This window comes from Amycolatopsis kentuckyensis (assembly GCF_041679295.1).
Lineage (GTDB): Bacteria > Actinomycetota > Actinomycetes > Mycobacteriales > Pseudonocardiaceae > Amycolatopsis > Amycolatopsis kentuckyensis_A.
In genome coordinates, this window is sequence record NZ_JBGDMD010000007.1 from 613,386 (window position 1) to 632,545 (window position 19,160).

A 19,160-nucleotide genomic window follows, 5' to 3' on the forward strand; every position below is an offset into this window, starting at 1 on the left:
CGACACGCGTCAGGGCCGGTGCAGCCGCACCACTTCGGCGCGGGCGTGGGCCACCCGGGCCGTCTCCTGCCCACCCGCGTGGGCGATCTCCCGGGCCAGATCGCGCGCCGCCGCCAGGCGGTGCCGCGCGACCCGGCCGCTGTGGACCCTCTTGCGATATGCCTTCCGCTGCTTCCGAAGCCCACTGACCGCGTCCACCAACGCCGGGTCGAGGACGCCCGCCTCGGCTTCCGGGCCGAGCAGGTCCCGCGTCCACGCCCGCTCCCGCCGAGCCGCGTGGCGCAGCACCCAGAACAAGAACGTCAGCTCGACCGCCGCGATGACGAACGGCAGCCACACCCCGCCGCCCAGGCCCGACATGTCGTCCCACGCGAAGTGGAACACCATCGCCGTCAGCAGGGTCAGCACCCCGCGGACCACGTGCCGGTCGGCGCGGTCGCGGCCCAGCACCCACATCAGGCCGGTGCAGAAGATCGCGCTGAACAGGGCGTGCGACACGATCCCGCTCACCCCGCGCACCAGGAAGATCTGCAGCGACGAGCCCAGCTGGTCGGCACCGAAGCTCTGGGCCGCGCCGTTGTAGACGTACAGCACGTCCTCGAACACCTGGAAGCCCAACCCGAGGTACGCGCCGATGATGAACCCGTCGTACGCGCCGCGCACCAGCCGCGGGGCGAGACCGATCAGGAGCACCAACCCGAGCGCCTTCGCGAACTCCTCGTCGATCGGGGCGGTGAGGCCCGCGGCCCAGTCCGACGCGAACGCCGTGCCGCCGAGCTTGGTCCAGATCTCCAGCAGCGCGGAGTTGGCCGGGAGCGCGATCCAGAACGTCGCCGCGACGCCGCCCCACGCGAACGCCGCCGCCAGCAGGCCGCCCGGCTGCGCGGTGTAGCGGTTCTGGCGGCGCAGCAGCAGCAACCACGGCACCAGGTACAGCCCGAACAGCAGGATCCCGCCGGTCAGGGCCGGGGTGTAGAACCCGCCGCCGGCGCCGAAGTACCGGACCATCGCCAAGGCGCCGCTGCCGACGCCGGCGAGGTACACCCAGAACGCCAGGTTGTGCGGCTGGACGAACCGGAACGGCAGGCCCCAGCCCGACTCCTCGATCGCGGCCAGCTGGGCCGCCTTCGCGGTCATCGGCCCGCTCCCGGGGTGATGCTGCTGAGGACGCCGTCGATCTCGTCGCGGTGGCGTTCGAACTCGCCCGGCGCGGTGCGCACCCGCACGAGCAACGCGGGCGCGTCGTCGGCCGCCTGTCCCGGCCCGGCCATCTTGAACGCGACGTCGAGCGCGTCCCCGTTCGGCCCGGTGCCGGCGACGCCGACCCCGACCAGGCCGCCGGCGGTCCGCACCGTGCCGCGGGCGCCGTCGATGCCCGGCACGGTGCCTTCCGACCGTTCGACCTGGTCGAGGAACGCCTCCGCCGAGCCGCGGAACGGCGCGCCGCGCAGCGCGATCGTCGCGCCGCCGGTGGTCAGGTCGACCTGCAGGGTCTGCGGGCTGACGGCGGTCGCGCCGGCCAGCGTCCCGCTTTCGAGCTGCCAGCCGACCGGCGGGATGGCCGTCGCGCCGTCGCCGAGGTCGAGCCGGTCGCCGGCCTCGATTTCGTTGTGCCACGGGATCGCGGCGTTCACCGCGGGCAGCCCGTAGGCGAGCAGCAGCGCGACGACGAGCGCGATCAGCGCCGGCGGGAACGTCCGGCGGTCCAGGCCCAGAAACCGGTGTTCGACGGGCACCCACCCGTGCGGGGTCGCAGTCACCCAGTCATCAGAGCACGACGGGCGGGTTCCGGCCTCCCGGCGTTCACCCGGCCGAAGCCAGCTCCCCCGCCCCGCTGTACAGCCGGATCTTGAACTGGATGTGGTCCTGGTGCTCCCGCAGCCGCGCGATCTGGGCCGCCACCCTCGCCTCGTGCTCTCGCAGCACGTCGACCCGCTCTTCGCGCGTTGCCTCACCGGACCGCAGCAGCTCCACGAACCGCAGCATCTCCGCCACCGGCATGCCCGTGTACCGCAGGCACCGCAGCAACTGCAGGAACTCCACGTCCTGCTCGGTGAAGAACCGCCGCCCACCTGCCGTCCGGCCCACCTCGTGGAGCAAGCCGATGCGCTCGTAGTACCGCAGCGTGTCGATCGTGAAGCCGGTCTTTTCGGTCACTTGGGCCGGGGTGTAGGACGTCACCGTCCCAGGGTCGCACTTGGAGTGTGCTCCAGGTCAAGCGGTGGCGACCGCCCGGCGCACGCCCTCGGCCAGCTCCGACGACAGCGCCCGGACGCCCGAAGGACCTTCGGCCGCCGCCGTGACCAGGGCCGAGCCCACGATCACCGCGTCCGCGAACGACGCCACCTGGGCCGCCTGGTCGCCCGACCGGACGCCCAGACCCACGCCGATCGGCAGCGACGTGTGCACCCGCGTGCGGCGGACCAGCTCTTCCGCACCCGCGCCGACCTGGTCGCGCGCGCCCGTCACGCCCATCACCGCGGTCGCGTAGATGAACCCCGACGACGCCGCCGCCGTCAACGCCAGCCGCTCCTCCGACGACGATGGCGCCACCAGGAACGTGCGGTCCAAGCCGTGCGTCTCCGACGCGGAAAGCCACGCACCGGCCTCGTCCGGGATCAGGTCCGGCGTGATCAGGCCGAGCCCGCCCGCCGAAGCGAGGTCGCGCGCGAAGCGGTCCACGCCGTAGCGGTTCACCGGGTTCCAGTACGTCATGACCACCGCGCGGCCACCCCGCGAAGACACCGACTCGACGACCTCGAACACGTGCTTGAGGCGGAAGCCGTTGTCCAGCGCCGTCACCGACGCCGCCTGGATGGTCGGGCCGTCCATCACCGGGTCCGAATACGGGACGCCGACCTCGATCAGGTCCGCGCCGCCGTCGACGCACGCCGCGATCAGGTCCTTGGATCCGGAAACAGTCGGGAAGCCCGCCGGAAGGTAGCCCACCAGCGCCGCGCGACCCTCCGCGCGCGTGGCAGCGAAGAGGTCGTCCAGCCCGCTCACTCGTTCACCAGCCCGAACCACTTCGCCGCCGTGTCCATGTCCTTGTCGCCGCGCCCGGAGAGGTTGACGACGATCAGCCCGTCCGGCCCCAGCTCGCGGCCCAGCACCAGCGCGCCGGCCAGCGCGTGCGCCGACTCGATCGCCGGGATGATGCCCTCGGTCCTCGACAGCAGCTTGAACGCGTCCATCGCCTCGGCGTCGGTGACCGGCCGGTACTCGGCGCGGCCGGTGTCCTTCAGCCACGCGTGCTCCGGGCCGACGCCCGGGTAGTCCAGCCCGGCCGAGATCGAGTGCGACTCGACCGTCTGGCCGTCCTCGTCCTGCAGCAGGTACGTCATCGCGCCGTGCAGGTTGCCCGGGGTGCCCTTGGTCAACGTGGCGCCGTGGCGGTTGCCCTCGATGCCCTCGCCGCCCGGCTCCAGGCCGACCAGCCGCACGGACGGGTCGTCGTAGAAGCCGGAGAAGATGCCGATCGCGTTCGACCCGCCGCCGACGCACGCCGCGACGACGTCGGGCAGGCGGCCGGCCTGCTCGAGGATCTGCTCGCGGGCCTCGGTGCCGATGACGTGGTGGAAGTTGCGGACCATCGTCGGGAACGGCGCCGGCCCGGCGGCCGTGCCGAACAGGTAGTGCGTGGTGTCCGCGTTGGTCACCCAGTCGCGCAGGGCCTCGTTGATCGCGTCCTTCAGCGTCCGCGACCCGGTCTTGACCGGGATGACCTCGGCGCCGAGCAGCCGCATGCGGGCCACGTTCAGCGCCTGGCGCTCGGTGTCGACCTCGCCCATGTAGACGACGCAGTCGAGGTCGAGCAGCGCGCACGCGGTGGCCGTCGCGACGCCGTGCTGGCCCGCGCCGGTCTCGGCGATCACGCGCTTCTTGCCCATCCGCTTGGTGAGCAGCGCCTGGCCCAGCACGTTGTTGATCTTGTGGGAGCCGGTGTGGTTCAGGTCCTCGCGCTTGAGGAACACCCGCGCGCCGCCGGCGTGCTCGCCGAAGCGGTTGGCCTCGGTGAGCAGCGACGGACGGCCGGCGTACTCGCGCAGCAGGCGGTTGAACTCGTTCAGGAACTCCGGGTCGTGGCGGGCCTTGTCGTACTCGGTGGCGACCTCGTCGACGACGCCGATCAGCGCCTCCGGCATGAACCGCCCGCCGTACGGGCCGTAGTAGCCCCGCTCGTCCGGGTCGTGCTTGCCGTGCTCTTCGGTCACCGCGACGGCCTCGGGCAGGCGGGGTGGGAGCCGGCGGTGACCAGCTTGACCAGGGCGCCCTTCGGGTCGCCAGACGCGACGAGTCCCTCGCCCACCAGCACCGCGTCGGCGCCGTGGCCGGCGTAGGACATCAGGTCGCCCGGGCCGCGGACGCCGCTCTCGGCGACCTTGTAGACGTCCATCGGCAGGCCGGGGGCCAGCCGCGAGAAGACGTCCCGGTCCACCTCGAGGGTGTGCAGGTTGCGCGCGTTGACGCCGATGACCTTGGCGCCCGCCTCGAGGGCCTTGTCGGCCTCCTCGGCGTTGTGGATCTCCACCAGCGCGGTCATGCCCAGGGACTCGACGCGGTCGAGCAGCGCGACGAGCGCGTTCTGCTCCAGCGCGGCGACGATCAGCAGCACCATGTCGGCGCCGTGCAGGCGGGCCTCGTGCACCTGGTAGGGGCTGACGATGAAGTCCTTGCGCAGGACCGGGATGTCGACCGCCGCGCGGACCGCGTCGAGGTCGGCCAGCGAGCCGCCGAAGCGGCGCTGCTCGGTGAGCACGCTGATGACGCGCGCGCCGCCGTCTTCGTAGTCCTTTGCCAGCGCGGCCGGGTCGGGGATGTCGGCCAGGTCGCCCTTGGAGGGGCTGCGCCGCTTCACCTCGGCGATGACGCCGATGCCGGACTCGCGCAGCGCGGACATCACGTCGCGGGGCGCCGGGGCGGCCGCCGCGCGGATCTTCAGCTCGTCGAACGGCAGCACGGCCTCGCGTGCCGCGAGGTCCTCGCGCACGCCGGCGACGATGTCTTCGAGCACGGTCACCGGGCGCCCCCGCCCGGCCTGGTACTCACGGATTCACTCGCAAGGTCGCTCACAAAAACCTTCCCCTTCCCGCCGAAACGATGCTAACCCCCGCATCTGGAGCGCCCGGTTCCGGGTGCGCGCGTTACTCCGAATGCCTCCCCCGGACGTCCGTCGGGTCCTCCCCTTCCGACAGCGCTTCCCACAGCTCGGCGTCCGGATCCCGCGCCTTCTTCCGCGTGGCCGGCGCCGCGTACCTGGCCCCGAGCCGCGCGGCTTTCCCGGCGCCCTTGACGGCTGCCAACCCGCCCGCCGCGACGAGAATTCCCCCGAGCACGGCCAGGCCGCGGCCCAGCAGCATCTCGGTGACGGGCAGGCCGTCCGCGAACCCGGAGAACTTGGCCCCGGACACGCCGGCCCAGACCGCGGCGACGCCGGCCAGGGCCAGCACGACGCCGAGCACACGCCGCGCCCAGCCGCCGGTCGCGATCACCCCGGCCACGCCGGCCAGGGCGAGCAGGGCCAGCGGGACGAGCGCCGTCGCGCGCTGCTCGCCGGTCTCGCGGTAGAGCACCGTGCCGCGCACGCCGCCGTCGCGGAACTCGGCGAACCACGTCAGCCGTGACGCACCCCACAGCGCCAGCGCGCCGAGCAGGAGCGCGACCACGATCATCCACAGTGGACGGCGGGACGGCCTGGTCTCCACGGGCGCGGCTTCCTCAGACATGCGCGGAGTCCGCGGCCGGGTCGAGGGAGCCCGCCGCGACCATCGTCTGCGCGGCGGCCACGGCCGACAGCACGGTCCGGGCCTTGTTCAGCGACTCGGTGTCCTCGTAGTCCGGCACCGAGTCGGCGACCACGCCGCCGCCGGCCTGGACGTGCGCGATGCCGTCCTTGACCAGCGCGGTGCGGATCGCGATCGCCGTGTCGGCGTCGCCGGCGAAGTCGAGGTAGCCGACGACCCCGCCGTACAGCGCGCGGCGGACCGGCTCCAGCTCCTCGATCAGCTGCATCGCGCGGACCTTGGGCGCGCCCGAGAGCGTTCCGGCCGGGAAGCACGCCGTGACCGCGTCGAACGCCGTCTTGCCCTCGGCCAGCTCGCCGGTGACGGTCGACACGATGTGCATGACGTGGCTGTAGCGCTCGATCTGGAAGAAGTCGACGACGCGCACGGTGCCCGGCTTGCAGACCTTGCCGAGGTCGTTGCGCCCGAGGTCGACGAGCATCAGGTGCTCGGCGCGCTCCTTCTCGTCGGCCAGCAGGTCCTTGGCCAGCTGGGCGTCCTCCTCCGGGTCGGCGCCGCGCCAGCGCGTGCCCGCGATCGGGTGCGTGGTCGCGCGGCCGTCCCGCACGGTGACGAGCGATTCCGGGCTGGAGCCGACGATGTCGAAGCCTTCGAGCCGCAGCAGGTACATGTACGGGCTCGGGTTGGACGTCCGCAGCACGCGGTAGATGTCGAGCGCGTCGGCCGCGGTCGGGATCTCGAACCGTTGCGACGGCACGATCTGGAACGCTTCGCCGGCCTTGATCGCCTCGACGGCCTTCTCCACGGCCGCGTGGAAGTCTTCCTTGGAGCGCTTGCGGACGAACTCGGGCGCGGGCCGGTCGAACGCGGCGACGGTCGCGGGCGCGGGCACCTGCAGCTGCTCGGTCATCGCGCCCAGCCGGGCGACGGCGTCGTCGTAGGCCGCGTCCACGCGCTCGGGCGAGTCGTCCCAGTTGACGGCGTTCGCGATGAGCGTGACCGTGCCCTCGTGGTGGTCGAACGCCGCGAGGTCGGTGGCCAGCAGCATGGTCAGCTCGGGGATGTCGAGGTCGCGCTCGGCCAGCTCGGGCAGCTTTTCCAGCCAGCGCACGGAGTCGTAGCCGATGTAGCCGACCATGCCGCCGGTCAGCGGCGGCAATCCGGGCAGCGGCTCGGTGTGCAACGCTTCGATCGTTTCACGCAGCACGGTGAGCGGGTTGCCTTCCGACGGCAGGCCGACGGGCGGGGTGCCGGTCCAGACCGCATTCCCGTCGCGGACGGTCAGCGCGGCCGGGCTGCGGACGCCGATGAACGACCAGCGCGTCCAGGAGGCGCCGTTCTCCGCGGACTCGAACAGGAACGTGCCCGGCCGGTCGGCGGCGAGCTTGCGGTAGACCCCGATCGGCGTCTCGCCGTCGGCGAGGACCCGGCGCACGACCGGGATCACGCGGCGGCTTTCGGCGAGGGCGCGGAAGTCCGCACGGGACGGGCTGACCGAGCCGGGACCGGACTTGCTGCTCGAGGTGCTGACCATGACCCTCATTGTGCTGCACCCCCGGGAGGGGGTTTTCCCAGACCCCGAATTCAATGATTGTTGAATTCGGGGAGTCCGTGCGTCATGATGACGGCGTGAGCACCACCGAGCCTACTTCGCGCCGCCGCGGGCGGCGCCCCGCCGGCCAGGACACCCGCACGGCGCTGATCGAGGCCGCCCGGGCGGTGTTCGCCGAGAACGGCTACGACGGCGCGACCGTCCGCGCGATCGCCACCCGCGCGGGCGTCGACGCGGCGATGGTCAACCACTGGTTCGGCGGCAAGGAGGGCCTGTTCGCCCAAGCGGTGCTGAAGCTGCCGTTCGACCCGCTGGAGCTGCTGAAGGTCCTGCGCGACGGACCCGACGACGAGCTCGGCGAACGCATCGTCCGCACCTTCGTCACCCGCTGGGACAGTGCCGGCGGCGGGCAGTTCGTCGCGCTCATCCGCAGCATCAGCGGCAACGAGCAGGCCGGGCACGTACTGCGCGACTTCTTCCAGAAGTTCTTCACCGCGCTGATCTCGTCGATCGGCTCGGACGACGTCCCGCTGCGCATGACGCTCTGCGCGTCCCAGATGGTGGGCATGGGCATGATCCGGTACGTGGCGAAGTTCGACCCGTTCGCCACCGAGGACGTCGAGGTCCTGGTGCGCGCGGTGGCGCCGAACCTGCAGCGCTACCTCACGGGCGAGATCGCCTGACCCAGTCCCGGATCGCGTGGACGGCCAGGACGTAGGGGCGGTCCTCGGTACCCACGACCATCGCCTTGCCCCAGCCGCCGACCCAGGCCTGCTTGTTCTTCCAGCCCGCCGACGGCGACAGGCGGAGGAACGCCCACGAGCGGCGGAGCGTGGCGTCCGTCCCGTCGCGGAACTCCGTGTGCAGGTACCGCCCGCTACTTCCCAGCTCGTCGGTCACGCCGGCCCGCCGCCACCCGGTGCGTCCGACGGCCCGGATCCGGCGCCGCCAGCCGGCCGCCCGCCCGGTCCAGAACGGCAGGCCGAACAGGGCGGCCAGCATCGGCACCACGCCGAGGGCGAGCTGGGAATCGTCTTCGTTCGATTCGTCCGCGGTGCGCACGCGCGAGGGGTCGGCCGGGTCGTAGATGACGATCACCTCCTCGCCGACCGAGTAGTCGCGGTCCGAATCCCGGACGAGGACGTCGGTCCGGTTGCCGTGGCTCACCTCGATGAACGTCGTGCCTCTGCTGTAGCGGACGTCGACGACCACGCCGATCTCGTGGAAGCCGGTGTGGAGCAGGTCCTCGGCGGCCGCGTCGACCAGGGAGAGCTGGATGAGCCCGGCCGCGAACACCACCGCCCAGCCCACGGCGAAGCCCGTCGCGCGACGGGCGGACCGGCGCATGCGGGCGTCCAGTTCCGGGTGGGCACCGTCGGCGGGATCCGCCGCGGGCAGCCAGCGGCCGAAGTCCCCGGCCGCGGCCAGTTCGGTGCGGCCGAAGACCCGCAGCCCGTACCAGCCGAAAACAGCGAACGCGAGAGCACCGAACAGGAGGATCGCGTAGCCCAGCGGATTGCCGTCGCCGGTGATGAGCGAGTACGCCGCGCCCGCGGCACCGAGCCCGGAGAGGACCGAAAAGACGGCGACGATGCCCACCCGAAGTGCCCGCATGGAGTGAGGGTAGGGCTCGGGGGCCTGCGCGGCCGCTGCGAGAAACGGCACACGACGACGAGACAACCGGGCGGCCTTCTCAGGCGTGTAAGGGACCGGGCGTCACCATTCGCTGACACCGTTCGCGCATTCGGGGAATCGACGGGATTCGTATGCTTCGTCCGTGAAGCCAACGTCTTCAAGCCCGGCGGCGAGAACGCTCGCCGCTTCGCTGCGCGAAGAACGCGAAGCGCGCAAAGTCGGCCTTCGCCGGCTCGCGGAGAAATTGGGAGTCCTGCCGCAAGTGCTGTCGTTGTGGGAAAAGGGGCAGCGGTTGCCGAGCGTCGAGGACGTGTCGGCGATCCTCGCGCTGCTCGGGGTGACCGGGGAGAAACGGGACCGCATCCGGACTCTCGCGAGGCACGCACGGGAGCCCAATTGGCTCGCCTCCAGCAACACCGACACCCCTTTTGCCCTCACCACCCGGCTGAACCTGGAAAGTACGGCAACCGTCATCACCACGTGGTCGCCCCTGCTCATTCCCGGGCTGCTGCAAACCCCGGACTACATCCGCTCGATCATGGACAAGCTCTCGCTACCGATCGAACAGGCCGACAACCGGCTCCGGGTCAGGCTCGATCGGCAGCGGATCCTCACCCGCCGGGACCCGGTGCGGTTCAGCGCCCTGATCGGCGAGCAGTCCCTCCGGGAAAACTTCGGCGGCGCCGAGGTCATGTCCGACCAGATCGATCACCTGCTGGAGATGTCCGGGCACGCGAACATCAGCCTGCGCATCGTGCCGTCCGGAATCGGCTACCACCCCGGGCTGATCGGCCCGTTCGACATCTACGAGTTCGCCGACTCACCGCCGATCGCCTCGGTCGAACACGTCAGCTCGACCGCCTTCCTCCACGAGGAATCCCAGACCACAGGCCATAAGCACGATGCTAAGGTGCTACGCGGACTAGCTCTGAGCGAAGAGGCTTCCCAAGCCCTGCTTCGGGAAGCCGCCCGATAACGGAGGCGATCGTGGGCTCGACCGGGTGGCGCAAGTCTTCCTACAGCGGCCCCAACGACAACTGTGTCGAGGTGGCGCTGGGGCCGGTCGTGGGGGTGCGGGACACCAAGGCCCGGCGGGCGGGTCAGCTCACCGTTTCCGCGCAGGCGTGGCGGTCCCTGCTCGCTCACGCGTCTTCCCGCGCGGTCAGCGCGAACGCCGGCACCGCGTAGGGCTCCTCCTTCCCCGGCCGGTACGGGAACAACACCACCATGTCGCGTCCCCAGCCGCCGACCCAGGCGATGCGGTCCGGCGGGTCCTTCAGCTTCGCGGCGCCGTGGAAGGTGGACATGGCCGCGCGCAGGGCGATCGTCGAGCCGTCGGAATAGCGGACGTCGATGTCCGGCTGGAGGTAGTAGTTCGTCGAGGGGGCGGGGACCACCACCGTGACGGCGGCGCGGCGCCAGCCGGTCCGGCGGACCGCGAGGTACCGCCGTCGCCAGCTCAACGCCTGGAACAGCGCGATCGCGGCCACTTGGGCGAGCACCACGAGCACCACGACGACGAACCCCACCGGGGCCGCGCCGCGGGTAGTGCGCTCGTCGGCGAGGCGCACGTTTCGCAGGCCGGGCGGGTCGTAGACCACCGTCACGACCTGGCCGGCCGAGTAGCCGCCGACGTCGTCCACGGCGACGTCCACCGTGCGGGTGGTGCCCTCGACCCGGAGTTCCACGCGGACCAGCCGCGGGCCGCCGCCCGGCTGCACGACGCCGACGACTTCGCCGGCCGCGCTGGTGCCGGTGCCGGCGTCCCGGCTTCCGGCGGCCGCACCGAGAACCACGAAGCCGGCCACCACCGCGCACCAGACCGCGGCGAACACCGCCGCCCGGCGGGCCGAGCGGCGCAGCCGCGCGGTCTCCTCGGCGAAGTCGACCACGCGCCCGCCACCGAGCGGCTCCTCCGGGGGCAGCCAGGGAGCGAAGTCCGCCAGCGCCGCGGCCCGGCGGTCGCCGTCGACGATCCGGGCCGCGGCCAGGACTCCCAGCATCACCGACGCGATCGTCGCCGCGCACCAGGCCGGGAGCGCGTCCGTGCCCTCGCCGAGCGAAACCAGCGCGGCGGTCGCGAATCCCGCGAAGAGCAGTGCACAGCCGATGGCCGCCCAGTCCCACGCTGTCCGCTGCGCCGACGAGGGGCGGGCGACCGCTTCACCGTCCAGGTCCATGCGCGCAGCCTAGAGGCGAAACCGCAGGTAAAGGACATTCCGGCGATACCGCACACCGGGGCAACCCGGCGGCCCCGCCGGGCGTGCAAGGGGGCAGGGTCAGCGGGCGATCAGCAACGCGATCAGGGCCAGCGCGCCCGGCAGCACCTGCACGAACAGGATCCGCTTGCTGGCCGTCGCCGCGCCGTAGAGCCCGGCGATGATCACGCAGACGAGACCGTAGAGCTGGAGCTGGTACTGGTCCGCGACCAGGCCCCAGACGAGAGCCAGCGCGAGGAAGCCGTTGTACAGCCCCTGGTTCGCGGCCAGCGTCTTGGACTCCTCGGCGAACTCCGGCGTCGTGCCGAAGGCCGCGCGGGCGCGCGGGGTCGTCCAGAGGAACATCTCGAGGACGACGATGTAGACGTGGATCAGGGCGACCAGCCCGATCAGGACGTCGGCGACGATGGTCACGCGTGCTCTTTCTCGTCGGCCAGGAGCAGGCGCTCCTCGGTGTCGAAACAGGTGTGCGTGCCGGTGTGACAGGCCGGGCCGGTCTGTTCGACGCGCAGCAGGACCGTATCGCCGTCGCAGTCGATCCGCACCTCGCGGACGTGCTGGTAGTGGCCGGACGTCTCGCCCTTGACCCACAGCTTCCCCCGGCTGCGCGACCAGTACGTGCCGCGGCGGGTGGAGAGGGTCGCGGCGAGGGCGTCGTCGTTCATCCAGGCCATCATCAGCACGTCCGAAGTGGCGTGCTCGACGACGACCGCGGCGATCAGGCCGTCGGCGTTGCGCTTGAGGCGCGCCGAGACGGCCGCGTCCAGGGTCATGCGCGTACTCCCAGGATGTGCCGCTTGAGCGGCATCGAGTTCAACAGGACGAAGGCGTAGCCGTACCCGGCGAAGGACAAGCCGGAGAACAGCTTGTTCCACCACAGCGCGGCGCCGAGCAGGAGGAACGCGTGCAGCAGCGCGAAGACCACGGAGACGACCAGGCCGCCGATGCGGGCGCTGCCCATCTTGAGCACGAGCCCGGTCGTCACGACGCCGCCGAGGATGAGCGCGAGCGCGGGCATCCGGTAGATCTCGAGGCCCGACCCGGCGCTCAGCACCGGGATCAGGTCGAGCAGCGCCCACGCGACCGGCAGCCCGACCAGCAGCGCGGCGGTGACCTTCACCTCGACGGGTGCCTGCCAGGACTTCACCGGACCTCGACCCCGCCTTCGCGCAGCGCGTCCTTGACGTCGCCGATCTTCAACTGTCCGAAGTGGAACACGCTGGCCGCGAGCACGGCGTCCGCGCCCGTTTTCACGGCGGGCAGGAAGTGCTCGACCGCGCCCGCTCCCCCGCTGGCGATCACCGGGACCCGCACGGCCTTGCGGACGAGCTCGATGAGCTCGAGGTCGAAGCCGTTTTTGGTGCCGTCGGCGTCCATGGAGTTGAGCAGGATCTCGCCGACGCCGAGCTCCTCGCCGCGGGCGGCCCACTCGACGGCGTCGATGCCGGTGCCGCGGCGGCCGCCGTGGGTGGTGACCTCGAAGCCGGACGCGGTCGGCTCGCCGCCCTCGGGGACGCGGCGCGCGTCGACCGACAGGACGATGCACTGCGCGCCGAACCGTCTCGACGCCTCGCTGAGGAACTCCGGCCGGGCGATGGCGGCGGTGTTGATGCTCACCTTGTCGGCGCCGGTGCGCAGCAGCCGGTTGACGTCGTCGTTGCTGCGGACGCCGCCCCCGACGGTGAGCGGGATGAAGACCTGCTCGGCGGTGCGGCGGACGACGTCGTAGGTGGTCTCGCGGTCTCCAGAGGAGGCCGTGACGTCGAGGAACGTCAGTTCGTCGGCTCCCTCGGCGTCGTAGCGCCGGGCCAGCTCGACGGGGTCGCCGGCGTCACGGAGGCCGGCGAAGTTGACACCCTTCACGACCCGGCCCGCGTCGACGTCGAGACAGGGGATCACCCGCACCGCGACAGACATGCGCACCAGCGTAGTCAAGCGCCGTTTAAGCTCGGCCAATGGCACGGGCGGGACGGCGGCCGGGGCAGACGGAGACGCGCGAGAAGATCCTCGACGCGGCCCGGCACCGGTTCGCCGAGCTGGGGTACGACGGCGCGACGGTCCGCGGGATCGCCGCCGACGCGGGGGTGAACGCGGCCCTGCTGCACCACTTCTTCGGCAGCAAGCAGGCGCTGTTCGCGGCGGCGATGAACCTCCCGGTGAACCCGGCGTCCCTGGTCCCGGCGATCCTGGCGGGCCCGCGCGCGGGCGTCGGCGAACGCCTGGTGCGCGCTTTCCTGGCGGTGTGGGCGGCCCCGGAAGGGCGCACGCCGTTCCTCGCGATGCTGCGCGCGGCGGCCACGAACGAGCAGGTCGCGCTGATGATGCGCCAGTTCATCGAGCGCACGGTGCTGGCCGAGGTGGCGCGGGCGCTGGCGGTCCCGAAGATCCGGGTGACCGGGATCGCGGCGCAGATGATGGGCGTGGCGCTGCTGCGGTACGTGATCAAGCTGCCCCCGCTGGCCGAGGCGGACGACGAGGAGATCGTCGCGCTGCTCGCCCCGGTGGCGCAGTACTACCTGGCCCCGCCCCCGGCCTGAGCGCGCGAAACTGTCGGTCCCCCCGCGTAAGCTGGAAACCGGGGGCTGCGCCCCACCGCTCGTTCACGTTCCGGGCTCGTTCACGTCCCGGCCACCCGATTCGTCTACTTTGCCCCGCGTGCGCAGACTCCTCCCGGTGGCCGTCGCCGCCGTCTCCCTGCTGACCGCCGTCCCCGCCGCCGCCGCGCCCCGCGATCCCTCGCCGGTGCTGCAGACCCAGGCCTTCGCCGAGCCGGCCGACGCCGACGACCCCGCCATCTGGGTCCACCCCCACGACCCCGCCCGCAGCGTCGTGCTCGGGACGCTCAAGGAGGGCGGCCTGGCGGCGTTCGACCTGGACGCGCGGACCCTGCAGCTCGTCCCGGCCGGGGACGGCGGGCGGTTCAACAACGTCGACGTCGTCGGGGACCTCGCCGTCGTCAGCGACCGGGGCCGAGACCTCGTCCGGGTCTACCGGATCGACCCGCGCGGCGCCGCCGCGGGCGCGGCCGTCCTGCGGGACGTCACCGATCCCGCCGCCGCGCGGGTGTTCCCGGAGTCCGATGTGGACGAACAGCGCACCGCCTACGGGCTGGCCGCGGGCCGCGACCCGGTCACCGGGATCCGCTGGGCGGCGGTGACCCGGCGGCACGAGACGCGCGTGGCGCTGCTGAAGCTCGTCGACCGGCCCGGCGGCACTGTCGGCACCGAGAAGCTGGCCACCGTCGACCTGCCGGCCTCCTTCCGGCTGCCGGACGGCACGACGTGGGCGCCCTGCGAGGAACCGGGCGAGGGGCCGCAGCTGGAGGGGTCCGTCTTCGACGGCCGGGTGCTCTACACCGCGCAGGAGGACGTCGGGATCTGGCGGATCCCGCTCACGCCCCGCGGCTTCGGGCGGCCCGAGCTCGTCGACCGCGTGCGGTCGTACGGCGTCCCGCAGCGGTGGGACGCGGCCACCGAGGAGTGCGTGCCCGACGGCGCCGACCCCGGTTTCGGCGGGAAGTGGCTGACGGCCGACGCCGAGGGCCTGGCCGTCGCGCACGGGACGCTGTTCGCCTCCAGCCAGGGCGACTCGCGGTTCGTGGTCTACGGCCCGCGCACGCGTGATCTGCGGATCGTCGCGGGCCGCGGCACGGACTCGGTGGAGCACTCCGACGGCTCGGCGATCAGCACCGCCTACCTCGGCCGCCGGTTCCCGCACGGCCTCCTGGTGGTGCACGACGGCGAGCGCCGCCCGGCCGAGGGCGACCTCGCGACCACGGGATTCGCGTTCGTCCGGCTCGACGACGTCCTCCCCCGCTAGGGGGAATTCTACCGACACGCCATTGTCCGGCATTTGTCCATTGCGCCGGTCACGGTGATTCATTAACCGTGACCGGCGCTTTCACAAACAGCCGCAATAGTCCACTGATGGCGGTATTCCCGGCATCGATCTCGCGTAGGTTCCACGGCATGCCGCGCCTCCATTCCGCGCTCGCCGTCCTGCTCGTCGCCGCTTTCGCCACTCCCGTTTTCCCGGCCGCCGCGCCCGCCGCCGTCGCCGCTGCCGCACTTACGGGGGCCGTCTGCGACCACCAGCCCGCCCTGAACCCCCAGGCACCGGCCGGCGCGGTGCTCGTCGACCCCGCCATCGAAGGCGACCTGTCGGTGAAAACGCAGTCCGCGCCGCCGGGGACGACGTTCTGGCTGCCGCCGGGCACGCACCTGCTGGCCGCGGACCAGTTCGGCCAGGTCATCCCGAAGGACGGCGACGTCTACCTCGGCGCGCCCGGCGCCGTGCTCGACGGCCGTTCGGTCAACCGCGCGGCGTTCACCCAGCAGGCCAAGGACGTCGTCATCCGCGGTCTCACCATCCAGAACTTCGTCGCCCCGCAGGACCAGGGCGTGGTCAACCACGACTCGGGCGCGCACTGGGTGATCGAGAACAACACGATCCAGAACAACCGCGGCGCCGCGCTGATGGCCGGCGTCCGCCAGGAAGTGCGCGGCAACTGCCTGCGCGACAACGGGCAGTACGGCATGAACGCCTACCGCCCCGACAACGCGATCACCGGGCTGCTCGTCGAAGGCAACGAAATCGTCGGCAACAACGTCGACGACTGGGAAACGCGCAACCCGGGCTGCGGCTGCAGCGGCGGAATCAAATTCTGGGCGGTCGACGGCGCCGACGTGCGCGGCAACTGGATCCACCACAACCACGGCGCCGGCCTGTGGGCCGACACCAACGACAACGATTTCCTGATCGAGGACAACGTCATCGAGGACAATGACGCCGAAGCGATCTTCTACGAGATCAGCTACAACGCCGTCATCCGCCACAACGCGATCCGCCGCAACAACGTGGTGGCCGGCAGCCGCCGCGCGTCCCGCGGCGACAACTTCCCGTCCGCGGCGATCTACCTCTCGGAGTCCGGCGGCGAACCGCGCGTCCCGGCCCGCACCGACGTCCTGGACATCTACGGCAACACGTTCGAGGACAACTGGTCGGCGATCACGCTGTGGGAGAACGCCGACCGCTTCTGCAACAGCCCGGCGAACACGTCGTCGGCGAGCTGCACCAAGCTGGTCGCGGACCGCACCCGGTGCTCGGCGCCGGGCATCGACGACGAGCCGCTGTACGGCGACTGCCGCTGGAAGACCCAGCGGGTCGAGATCCACTCGAACACGTTCCGCTTCGACCCGGCCCGGCCGGGCTGCAACGGCCTGTGCGGCCGGATGGCGGTGCTGTCCAACTACGGCACGTACCCGGCGTGGTCGCCGTACCGGGGAACGCTCGTGCAGGACGCGATCACCCACGACCAGGACAACTACTGGTACAGCAACGACTACTTCGGCCCGTGGGTGTTCGTGGCGGGTGACACTTCGCGCAGCTTGACGCCGGCGCAGTGGCAGAACGAACCCTGGAACCAGGACGACTGCGCCTCCTTCGACGGCGTGACGCCGAACTGCTGAATGTGACCGCGGCCACTCCCGCCGCGTGCAGCAGTCCGGCTCGCTCATGCGTCCACAGGGGGTGGGTTTCGAAGAGTTCGTGGCGGAGCGGTTGGACGGGCTGCTGCGCTACGCCACCGTCCTGACGAACGACCCGCACCTCGCGCAGGACATCGTCCAGGACGTGCTGCTGCGCGCCCAGCAGCGGTGGGACGGCATCGCCTCCCCGCCCACCTATGTGCGCCGGATGGTCACCAACGAGTACCTCTCGTGGCGCCGGCGGGCGGTGCGGCGGATGGTGCCGAGCAGCCACGACGTCCTCGACGCGCTCGGCCCGCCGGCCGCCGACCCGTCGACCGCCTACGACGAGCGGGACGCCATGCTCGGCCTGCTCGCCACGCTGCCCCGCAAGCAGCGCGCGGCGATCGTCCTGCGCTACTACGAGAACTACTCCGACGCCGAGATCGCCGCCGTCCTGCGCTGCGGGGCCTCCACCGTGCGCAGCCAGATCTCCCGCGCCCTCGCCACCCTGCGCCAGGCGCCGCACCCCGCGGCCCTCACCACCGGAGCTGGAGAATGACCCACCGCGAGCACGACACCGAGACGCTGATCCGGGAGAGCCTCGACCGCCTCGCCACCCGCGCCCCGGACGGCCGGGCGGTGCGGGACGCGCTGGCCCGCGCCGGGCGGCAGCGGCGTCCGGCGACGAAGCTGGCCCTGGTCGCCGCGGCGGTGGTCGTGCTGGTCGCCGGGGTCTTCGTGGGCACGCGGGCGCTCACCACCCCGGACCTCGCCCCGGCCGCGAGCCGCCCGGTGCTCGGCTACAGCCCCGGCCGGCTGCCCGACGGCTTCACCGAGCAGTACCGCGAAGGCGGCCCCGGGATCACGCCGCAGGTCCGGCGGTGGTTCGCCGGCCCCGCGGAGGTCACGCTGTCGGTCTACTCGACCGCCGATCCCGAGTGGTCGCAGACCGAGCTGCGGATCGCGTCGATCCGGGACCAGGTCCTGGTGGGCGGCCGCGTCGCCATGGTCACCGGCGACACCGGGACGACCGCGCTGATCACCTGGCTCGCCGACGAGGACCACGTCCTGACCGCGCGGGTCGCCGGGGTTCCGGACGCCCGCGTGGTGGCCCTGCGGATCGCCCAGGGGGTCACCGCCACGCCGGTCGGCGTCCGCGGCGAGCTGCACTTCGGCCCGCTCCCGGCGGGGCTGACCGAACGCTCGGCCGCGGTGCGCGGTACCGGCCCGGGCGACGCGAGCACCGAACTGACCGCGGCCGACCCGGCGTGGCCGGCAGAACCCGCCGTCCGCGTCACGGCGAGCGCGGGCTCCCCCGGCGTCGACGGCGCCGCGCCCGTCACCGTCCGCGGCGGCCCGGGGTTCTTCGTCGCGGGCATGGTGGCCGTCCGGCTGCCGTCCGGGCGCTGGCTGACGGTGTCGGGCGCGCGGCCGGAGAGCGAGCTGATCGCCGTCGCGAACAGCGTCCAGCTCGACCCCACGCCCGACTACCGGTGGCTGGGCCGGGCTACCAGCTGATCATCGGGAACCAGATGATCCCGAGCCGGCCGAGCACGCGGACGTCCCAGTAGAGCAGCGTGAACGTGCCGCCGACGAGCAGCGCGGCACCGGTCACGGCGGCGATCCGCGTCGGCTTCGCGGCGAACCAGCGCTGCAGGCGCCCGCGCGTGGCGTAGGTCAGGATCAGGAACAGGACCGCCATGATCACGATGTTGCCGAGCGACTGCAGGGCGAACGCGGCGGCGCCGTAGAAGACGTTGTGCTGCTCGGCGGCGCTGCGGAACATGATCCGGAACAGCGGGTACGGCCGCCCGATGAGGAAGCCGCCGATGAGCGCGCCCATCAGGACGTACGGCGCCGCGGGGTGTCGCCGGACGAACGCGGCGAAGGGGTTGCGGAGGATACCGAGCGCGACCAGACCCATCAGCAGGAAGACCAGGCCGACGACGCCGAAGGCGACCATCGACTGGATGCTGCGCGGGGTCAGGCCCTTGGCGGTCGCGGTGGAGAACTGCGGCATGCTCGTGCCGACCAGTGCGACGATCACGCCGTAGACGATCGAGACCGTCAGCATGCCCGCGGCGATCCAGCCGAGCGGCTTGAACGGGCTGCGCTTCTCACCCGCCTGCCCGCCGACCAGCGGCGCGACGGCTCCGAAAGCGGCGATGTTGCAGGCGGTGAACGAGCCGGCGAGCCCGGAGACGAACGCGAACAGCGTCCCGGCGAGGGCGCCGCTGATCGGCGTCGCCTTGGCGTCGTAGCCGAGGAGCCCGTTGGCGACGCTGTCGCCGATCACGGAGTCCACGAAGGGCGCCGACCAGATCGCGGTCAGCCCGAACCCGGCCAGGATCGCGACGACGGCGATCGCGGCGCGGCGTGCGGGGTACGGCCCTTCGCCGAAGAAGCCTGCTTGGGGGTGGACGGGGACTTCCTGCTTGACAGCCATCGACGTTCCCTCCAGTACGCGGGCGCACAGCCCGACCGATGAATCGTCGCAAGTCCGGGGCCTGGCGCGCTTCTGCCGTCATGCCCCATCGTGTTG

The 19,160-nt window shown here is 72.1% G+C and carries 23 protein-coding genes; 8 read left to right on the top strand and 15 right to left on the bottom strand.

Annotated elements, in window-relative coordinates; translation table 11 throughout:
- Nucleotides 1-9: 9 nt before the first annotated feature.
- The 8 genes from ACERZO_RS31690 to ACERZO_RS31725 form a co-directional block, all read right to left on the bottom strand.
- The gene (locus ACERZO_RS31690) at nucleotides 10-1,137 is read right to left on the bottom strand and encodes a PrsW family intramembrane metalloprotease (RefSeq protein ID WP_372668762.1); all 1,128 of its coding nucleotides are present in this window, start codon (nucleotides 1,135-1,137) and stop codon (nucleotides 10-12) included.
- On the bottom strand, nucleotides 1,134-1,760 hold the full coding sequence (locus ACERZO_RS31695; RefSeq protein ID WP_372668764.1) for a hypothetical protein: 627 nt from the start codon (nucleotides 1,758-1,760) through the stop codon (nucleotides 1,134-1,136). Before ACERZO_RS31695 ends, ACERZO_RS31690 begins: the two co-directional genes overlap by 4 nt.
- A gap of 43 nt (nucleotides 1,761-1,803) precedes the next feature.
- Nucleotides 1,804-2,181 carry a MerR family transcriptional regulator gene (locus ACERZO_RS31700; protein ID WP_372668765.1) on the bottom strand — a complete coding sequence of 126 codons (378 nt, stop codon included), beginning with the start codon at nucleotides 2,179-2,181 and terminating at the stop codon, nucleotides 1,804-1,806.
- 33 nt (nucleotides 2,182-2,214) lie between these two features.
- Entirely contained in the window at nucleotides 2,215-3,006 is a 792-nt protein-coding gene (gene trpA / locus ACERZO_RS31705) for a tryptophan synthase subunit alpha (protein ID WP_372668767.1), read from the bottom strand.
- Entirely contained in the window at nucleotides 3,003-4,214 is a 1,212-nt protein-coding gene (gene trpB / locus ACERZO_RS31710) for a tryptophan synthase subunit beta (protein ID WP_372668769.1), read from the bottom strand. The genes trpA and trpB overlap by 4 nt, the downstream gene beginning before the upstream one ends.
- A complete protein-coding gene (trpC, locus tag ACERZO_RS31715) occupies nucleotides 4,211-5,020 on the bottom strand; it encodes an indole-3-glycerol phosphate synthase TrpC (RefSeq protein ID WP_372668771.1) in 810 nt (269 codons plus the stop codon). Before trpC ends, trpB begins: the two co-directional genes overlap by 4 nt.
- A gap of 124 nt (nucleotides 5,021-5,144) precedes the next feature.
- Nucleotides 5,145-5,672, bottom strand: coding sequence for a Trp biosynthesis-associated membrane protein (locus ACERZO_RS31720; protein WP_372669004.1), 528 nt, complete (start codon nucleotides 5,670-5,672; stop codon nucleotides 5,145-5,147).
- Nucleotides 5,673-5,718: 46 nt separating this feature from the next.
- Entirely contained in the window at nucleotides 5,719-7,278 is a 1,560-nt protein-coding gene (locus ACERZO_RS31725; protein ID WP_372668772.1) for an anthranilate synthase component I, read from the bottom strand.
- 53 nt (nucleotides 7,279-7,331) lie between these two features.
- Here ACERZO_RS31725 and ACERZO_RS31730 point away from each other — a divergent pair, with 53 nt between their 5' ends.
- On the top strand, nucleotides 7,332-7,979 hold the full coding sequence (locus ACERZO_RS31730) for a TetR/AcrR family transcriptional regulator (RefSeq protein ID WP_372668774.1): 648 nt from the start codon (nucleotides 7,332-7,334) through the stop codon (nucleotides 7,977-7,979).
- Here the strand turns inward: ACERZO_RS31730 and ACERZO_RS31735 are convergent.
- The gene (locus tag ACERZO_RS31735; RefSeq protein ID WP_372668777.1) at nucleotides 7,960-8,910 is read right to left on the bottom strand and encodes a DUF3592 domain-containing protein; all 951 of its coding nucleotides are present in this window, start codon (nucleotides 8,908-8,910) and stop codon (nucleotides 7,960-7,962) included. The genes ACERZO_RS31730 and ACERZO_RS31735 overlap by 20 nt on opposite strands.
- Nucleotides 8,911-9,073: 163 nt before the next feature.
- On the opposite strand from ACERZO_RS31735, the gene ACERZO_RS31740 reads away from it, so the two are divergent.
- Both ACERZO_RS31740 and ACERZO_RS31745 read left to right on the top strand, forming a co-directional pair.
- The gene (locus ACERZO_RS31740) at nucleotides 9,074-9,907 is read left to right on the top strand and encodes a helix-turn-helix domain-containing protein (RefSeq protein WP_372668779.1); all 834 of its coding nucleotides are present in this window, start codon (nucleotides 9,074-9,076) and stop codon (nucleotides 9,905-9,907) included.
- Nucleotides 9,908-9,918: 11 nt separating this feature from the next.
- Complete coding sequence (locus ACERZO_RS31745; RefSeq protein WP_372668780.1) at nucleotides 9,919-10,119, top strand: DUF397 domain-containing protein; 201 nt, start codon at nucleotides 9,919-9,921, stop codon at nucleotides 10,117-10,119.
- Here ACERZO_RS31745 and ACERZO_RS31750 read toward each other — a convergent pair.
- The 5 genes from ACERZO_RS31750 to hisF form a co-directional block, all read right to left on the bottom strand.
- On the bottom strand, nucleotides 10,074-11,111 hold the full coding sequence (locus ACERZO_RS31750; protein ID WP_372668782.1) for a DUF3592 domain-containing protein: 1,038 nt from the start codon (nucleotides 11,109-11,111) through the stop codon (nucleotides 10,074-10,076). The two genes, ACERZO_RS31745 and ACERZO_RS31750, sit on opposite strands and share 46 nt — an antisense overlap.
- Before the next feature lie 99 nt (nucleotides 11,112-11,210).
- Nucleotides 11,211-11,564, bottom strand: coding sequence for a DUF1304 domain-containing protein (locus ACERZO_RS31755; RefSeq protein WP_372668784.1), 354 nt, complete (start codon nucleotides 11,562-11,564; stop codon nucleotides 11,211-11,213).
- Entirely contained in the window at nucleotides 11,561-11,923 is a 363-nt protein-coding gene (gene hisI / locus ACERZO_RS31760; RefSeq protein ID WP_372668785.1) for a phosphoribosyl-AMP cyclohydrolase, read from the bottom strand. The genes ACERZO_RS31755 and hisI overlap by 4 nt, the downstream gene beginning before the upstream one ends.
- On the bottom strand, nucleotides 11,920-12,297 hold the full coding sequence (locus ACERZO_RS31765; protein ID WP_364445610.1) for a hypothetical protein: 378 nt from the start codon (nucleotides 12,295-12,297) through the stop codon (nucleotides 11,920-11,922). Before ACERZO_RS31765 ends, hisI begins: the two co-directional genes overlap by 4 nt.
- Entirely contained in the window at nucleotides 12,294-13,067 is a 774-nt protein-coding gene (gene hisF, locus ACERZO_RS31770; RefSeq protein WP_372668787.1) for an imidazole glycerol phosphate synthase subunit HisF, read from the bottom strand. Before hisF ends, ACERZO_RS31765 begins: the two co-directional genes overlap by 4 nt.
- A gap of 38 nt (nucleotides 13,068-13,105) precedes the next feature.
- Here hisF and ACERZO_RS31775 point away from each other — a divergent pair, with 38 nt between their 5' ends.
- The 5 genes from ACERZO_RS31775 (at nucleotide 13,106) to ACERZO_RS31795 (ending at nucleotide 18,136) form a co-directional block, all read left to right on the top strand.
- Nucleotides 13,106-13,687 (top strand): TetR/AcrR family transcriptional regulator, encoded by a 582-nt coding sequence (locus ACERZO_RS31775; RefSeq protein ID WP_372668789.1) that lies wholly within the window; start codon nucleotides 13,106-13,108, stop codon nucleotides 13,685-13,687.
- Nucleotides 13,688-13,823: 136 nt separating this feature from the next.
- Complete coding sequence (locus tag ACERZO_RS31780) at nucleotides 13,824-14,969, top strand: phytase (protein ID WP_372669006.1); 1,146 nt, start codon at nucleotides 13,824-13,826, stop codon at nucleotides 14,967-14,969.
- A gap of 149 nt (nucleotides 14,970-15,118) precedes the next feature.
- Complete coding sequence (locus ACERZO_RS31785; protein WP_372668791.1) at nucleotides 15,119-16,618, top strand: right-handed parallel beta-helix repeat-containing protein; 1,500 nt, start codon at nucleotides 15,119-15,121, stop codon at nucleotides 16,616-16,618.
- A 61-nt stretch (nucleotides 16,619-16,679) separates the two neighbouring features.
- Complete coding sequence (locus tag ACERZO_RS31790; protein ID WP_372668794.1) at nucleotides 16,680-17,177, top strand: RNA polymerase sigma factor; 498 nt, start codon at nucleotides 16,680-16,682, stop codon at nucleotides 17,175-17,177.
- Nucleotides 17,174-18,136, top strand: coding sequence for a hypothetical protein (locus ACERZO_RS31795; RefSeq protein WP_372668796.1), 963 nt, complete (start codon nucleotides 17,174-17,176; stop codon nucleotides 18,134-18,136). Before ACERZO_RS31790 ends, ACERZO_RS31795 begins: the two co-directional genes overlap by 4 nt.
- Here ACERZO_RS31795 and ACERZO_RS31800 read toward each other — a convergent pair.
- The gene (locus ACERZO_RS31800) at nucleotides 18,126-19,064 is read right to left on the bottom strand and encodes a hypothetical protein (RefSeq protein WP_372668797.1); all 939 of its coding nucleotides are present in this window, start codon (nucleotides 19,062-19,064) and stop codon (nucleotides 18,126-18,128) included. The genes ACERZO_RS31795 and ACERZO_RS31800 overlap by 11 nt on opposite strands.
- Between the last annotated feature and the right edge of the window lie 96 nt (nucleotides 19,065-19,160).

Coding starts and splice junctions, on each gene's coding strand:
- ACERZO_RS31730 (WP_372668774.1), top strand. CDS start 7,332: ATGATTGTTGAATTCGGGGAGTCCGTGCGTCATGATGACGGCGTGAGC.
- ACERZO_RS31785 (WP_372668791.1), top strand. CDS start 15,119: ATGCCGCGCCTCCATTCCGCGCTCGCCGTCCTGCTCGTCGCCGCTTTC.
- ACERZO_RS31735 (WP_372668777.1), bottom strand. CDS start 8,910: ATGCGGGCACTTCGGGTGGGCATCGTCGCCGTCTTTTCGGTCCTCTCC.
- ACERZO_RS31725 (WP_372668772.1), bottom strand. CDS start 7,278: ATGGTCAGCACCTCGAGCAGCAAGTCCGGTCCCGGCTCGGTCAGCCCG.
- hisI (WP_372668785.1), bottom strand. CDS start 11,923: ATGACCCTGGACGCGGCCGTCTCGGCGCGCCTCAAGCGCAACGCCGAC.
- ACERZO_RS31775 (WP_372668789.1), top strand. CDS start 13,106: ATGGCACGGGCGGGACGGCGGCCGGGGCAGACGGAGACGCGCGAGAAG.
- ACERZO_RS31720 (WP_372669004.1), bottom strand. CDS start 5,672: ATGATCGTGGTCGCGCTCCTGCTCGGCGCGCTGGCGCTGTGGGGTGCG.
- ACERZO_RS31800 (WP_372668797.1), bottom strand. CDS start 19,064: ATGGCTGTCAAGCAGGAAGTCCCCGTCCACCCCCAAGCAGGCTTCTTC.
- ACERZO_RS31795 (WP_372668796.1), top strand. CDS start 17,174: ATGACCCACCGCGAGCACGACACCGAGACGCTGATCCGGGAGAGCCTC.
- ACERZO_RS31750 (WP_372668782.1), bottom strand. CDS start 11,111: ATGGACCTGGACGGTGAAGCGGTCGCCCGCCCCTCGTCGGCGCAGCGG.
- hisF (WP_372668787.1), bottom strand. CDS start 13,067: ATGTCTGTCGCGGTGCGGGTGATCCCCTGTCTCGACGTCGACGCGGGC.
- ACERZO_RS31690 (WP_372668762.1), bottom strand. CDS start 1,137: ATGACCGCGAAGGCGGCCCAGCTGGCCGCGATCGAGGAGTCGGGCTGG.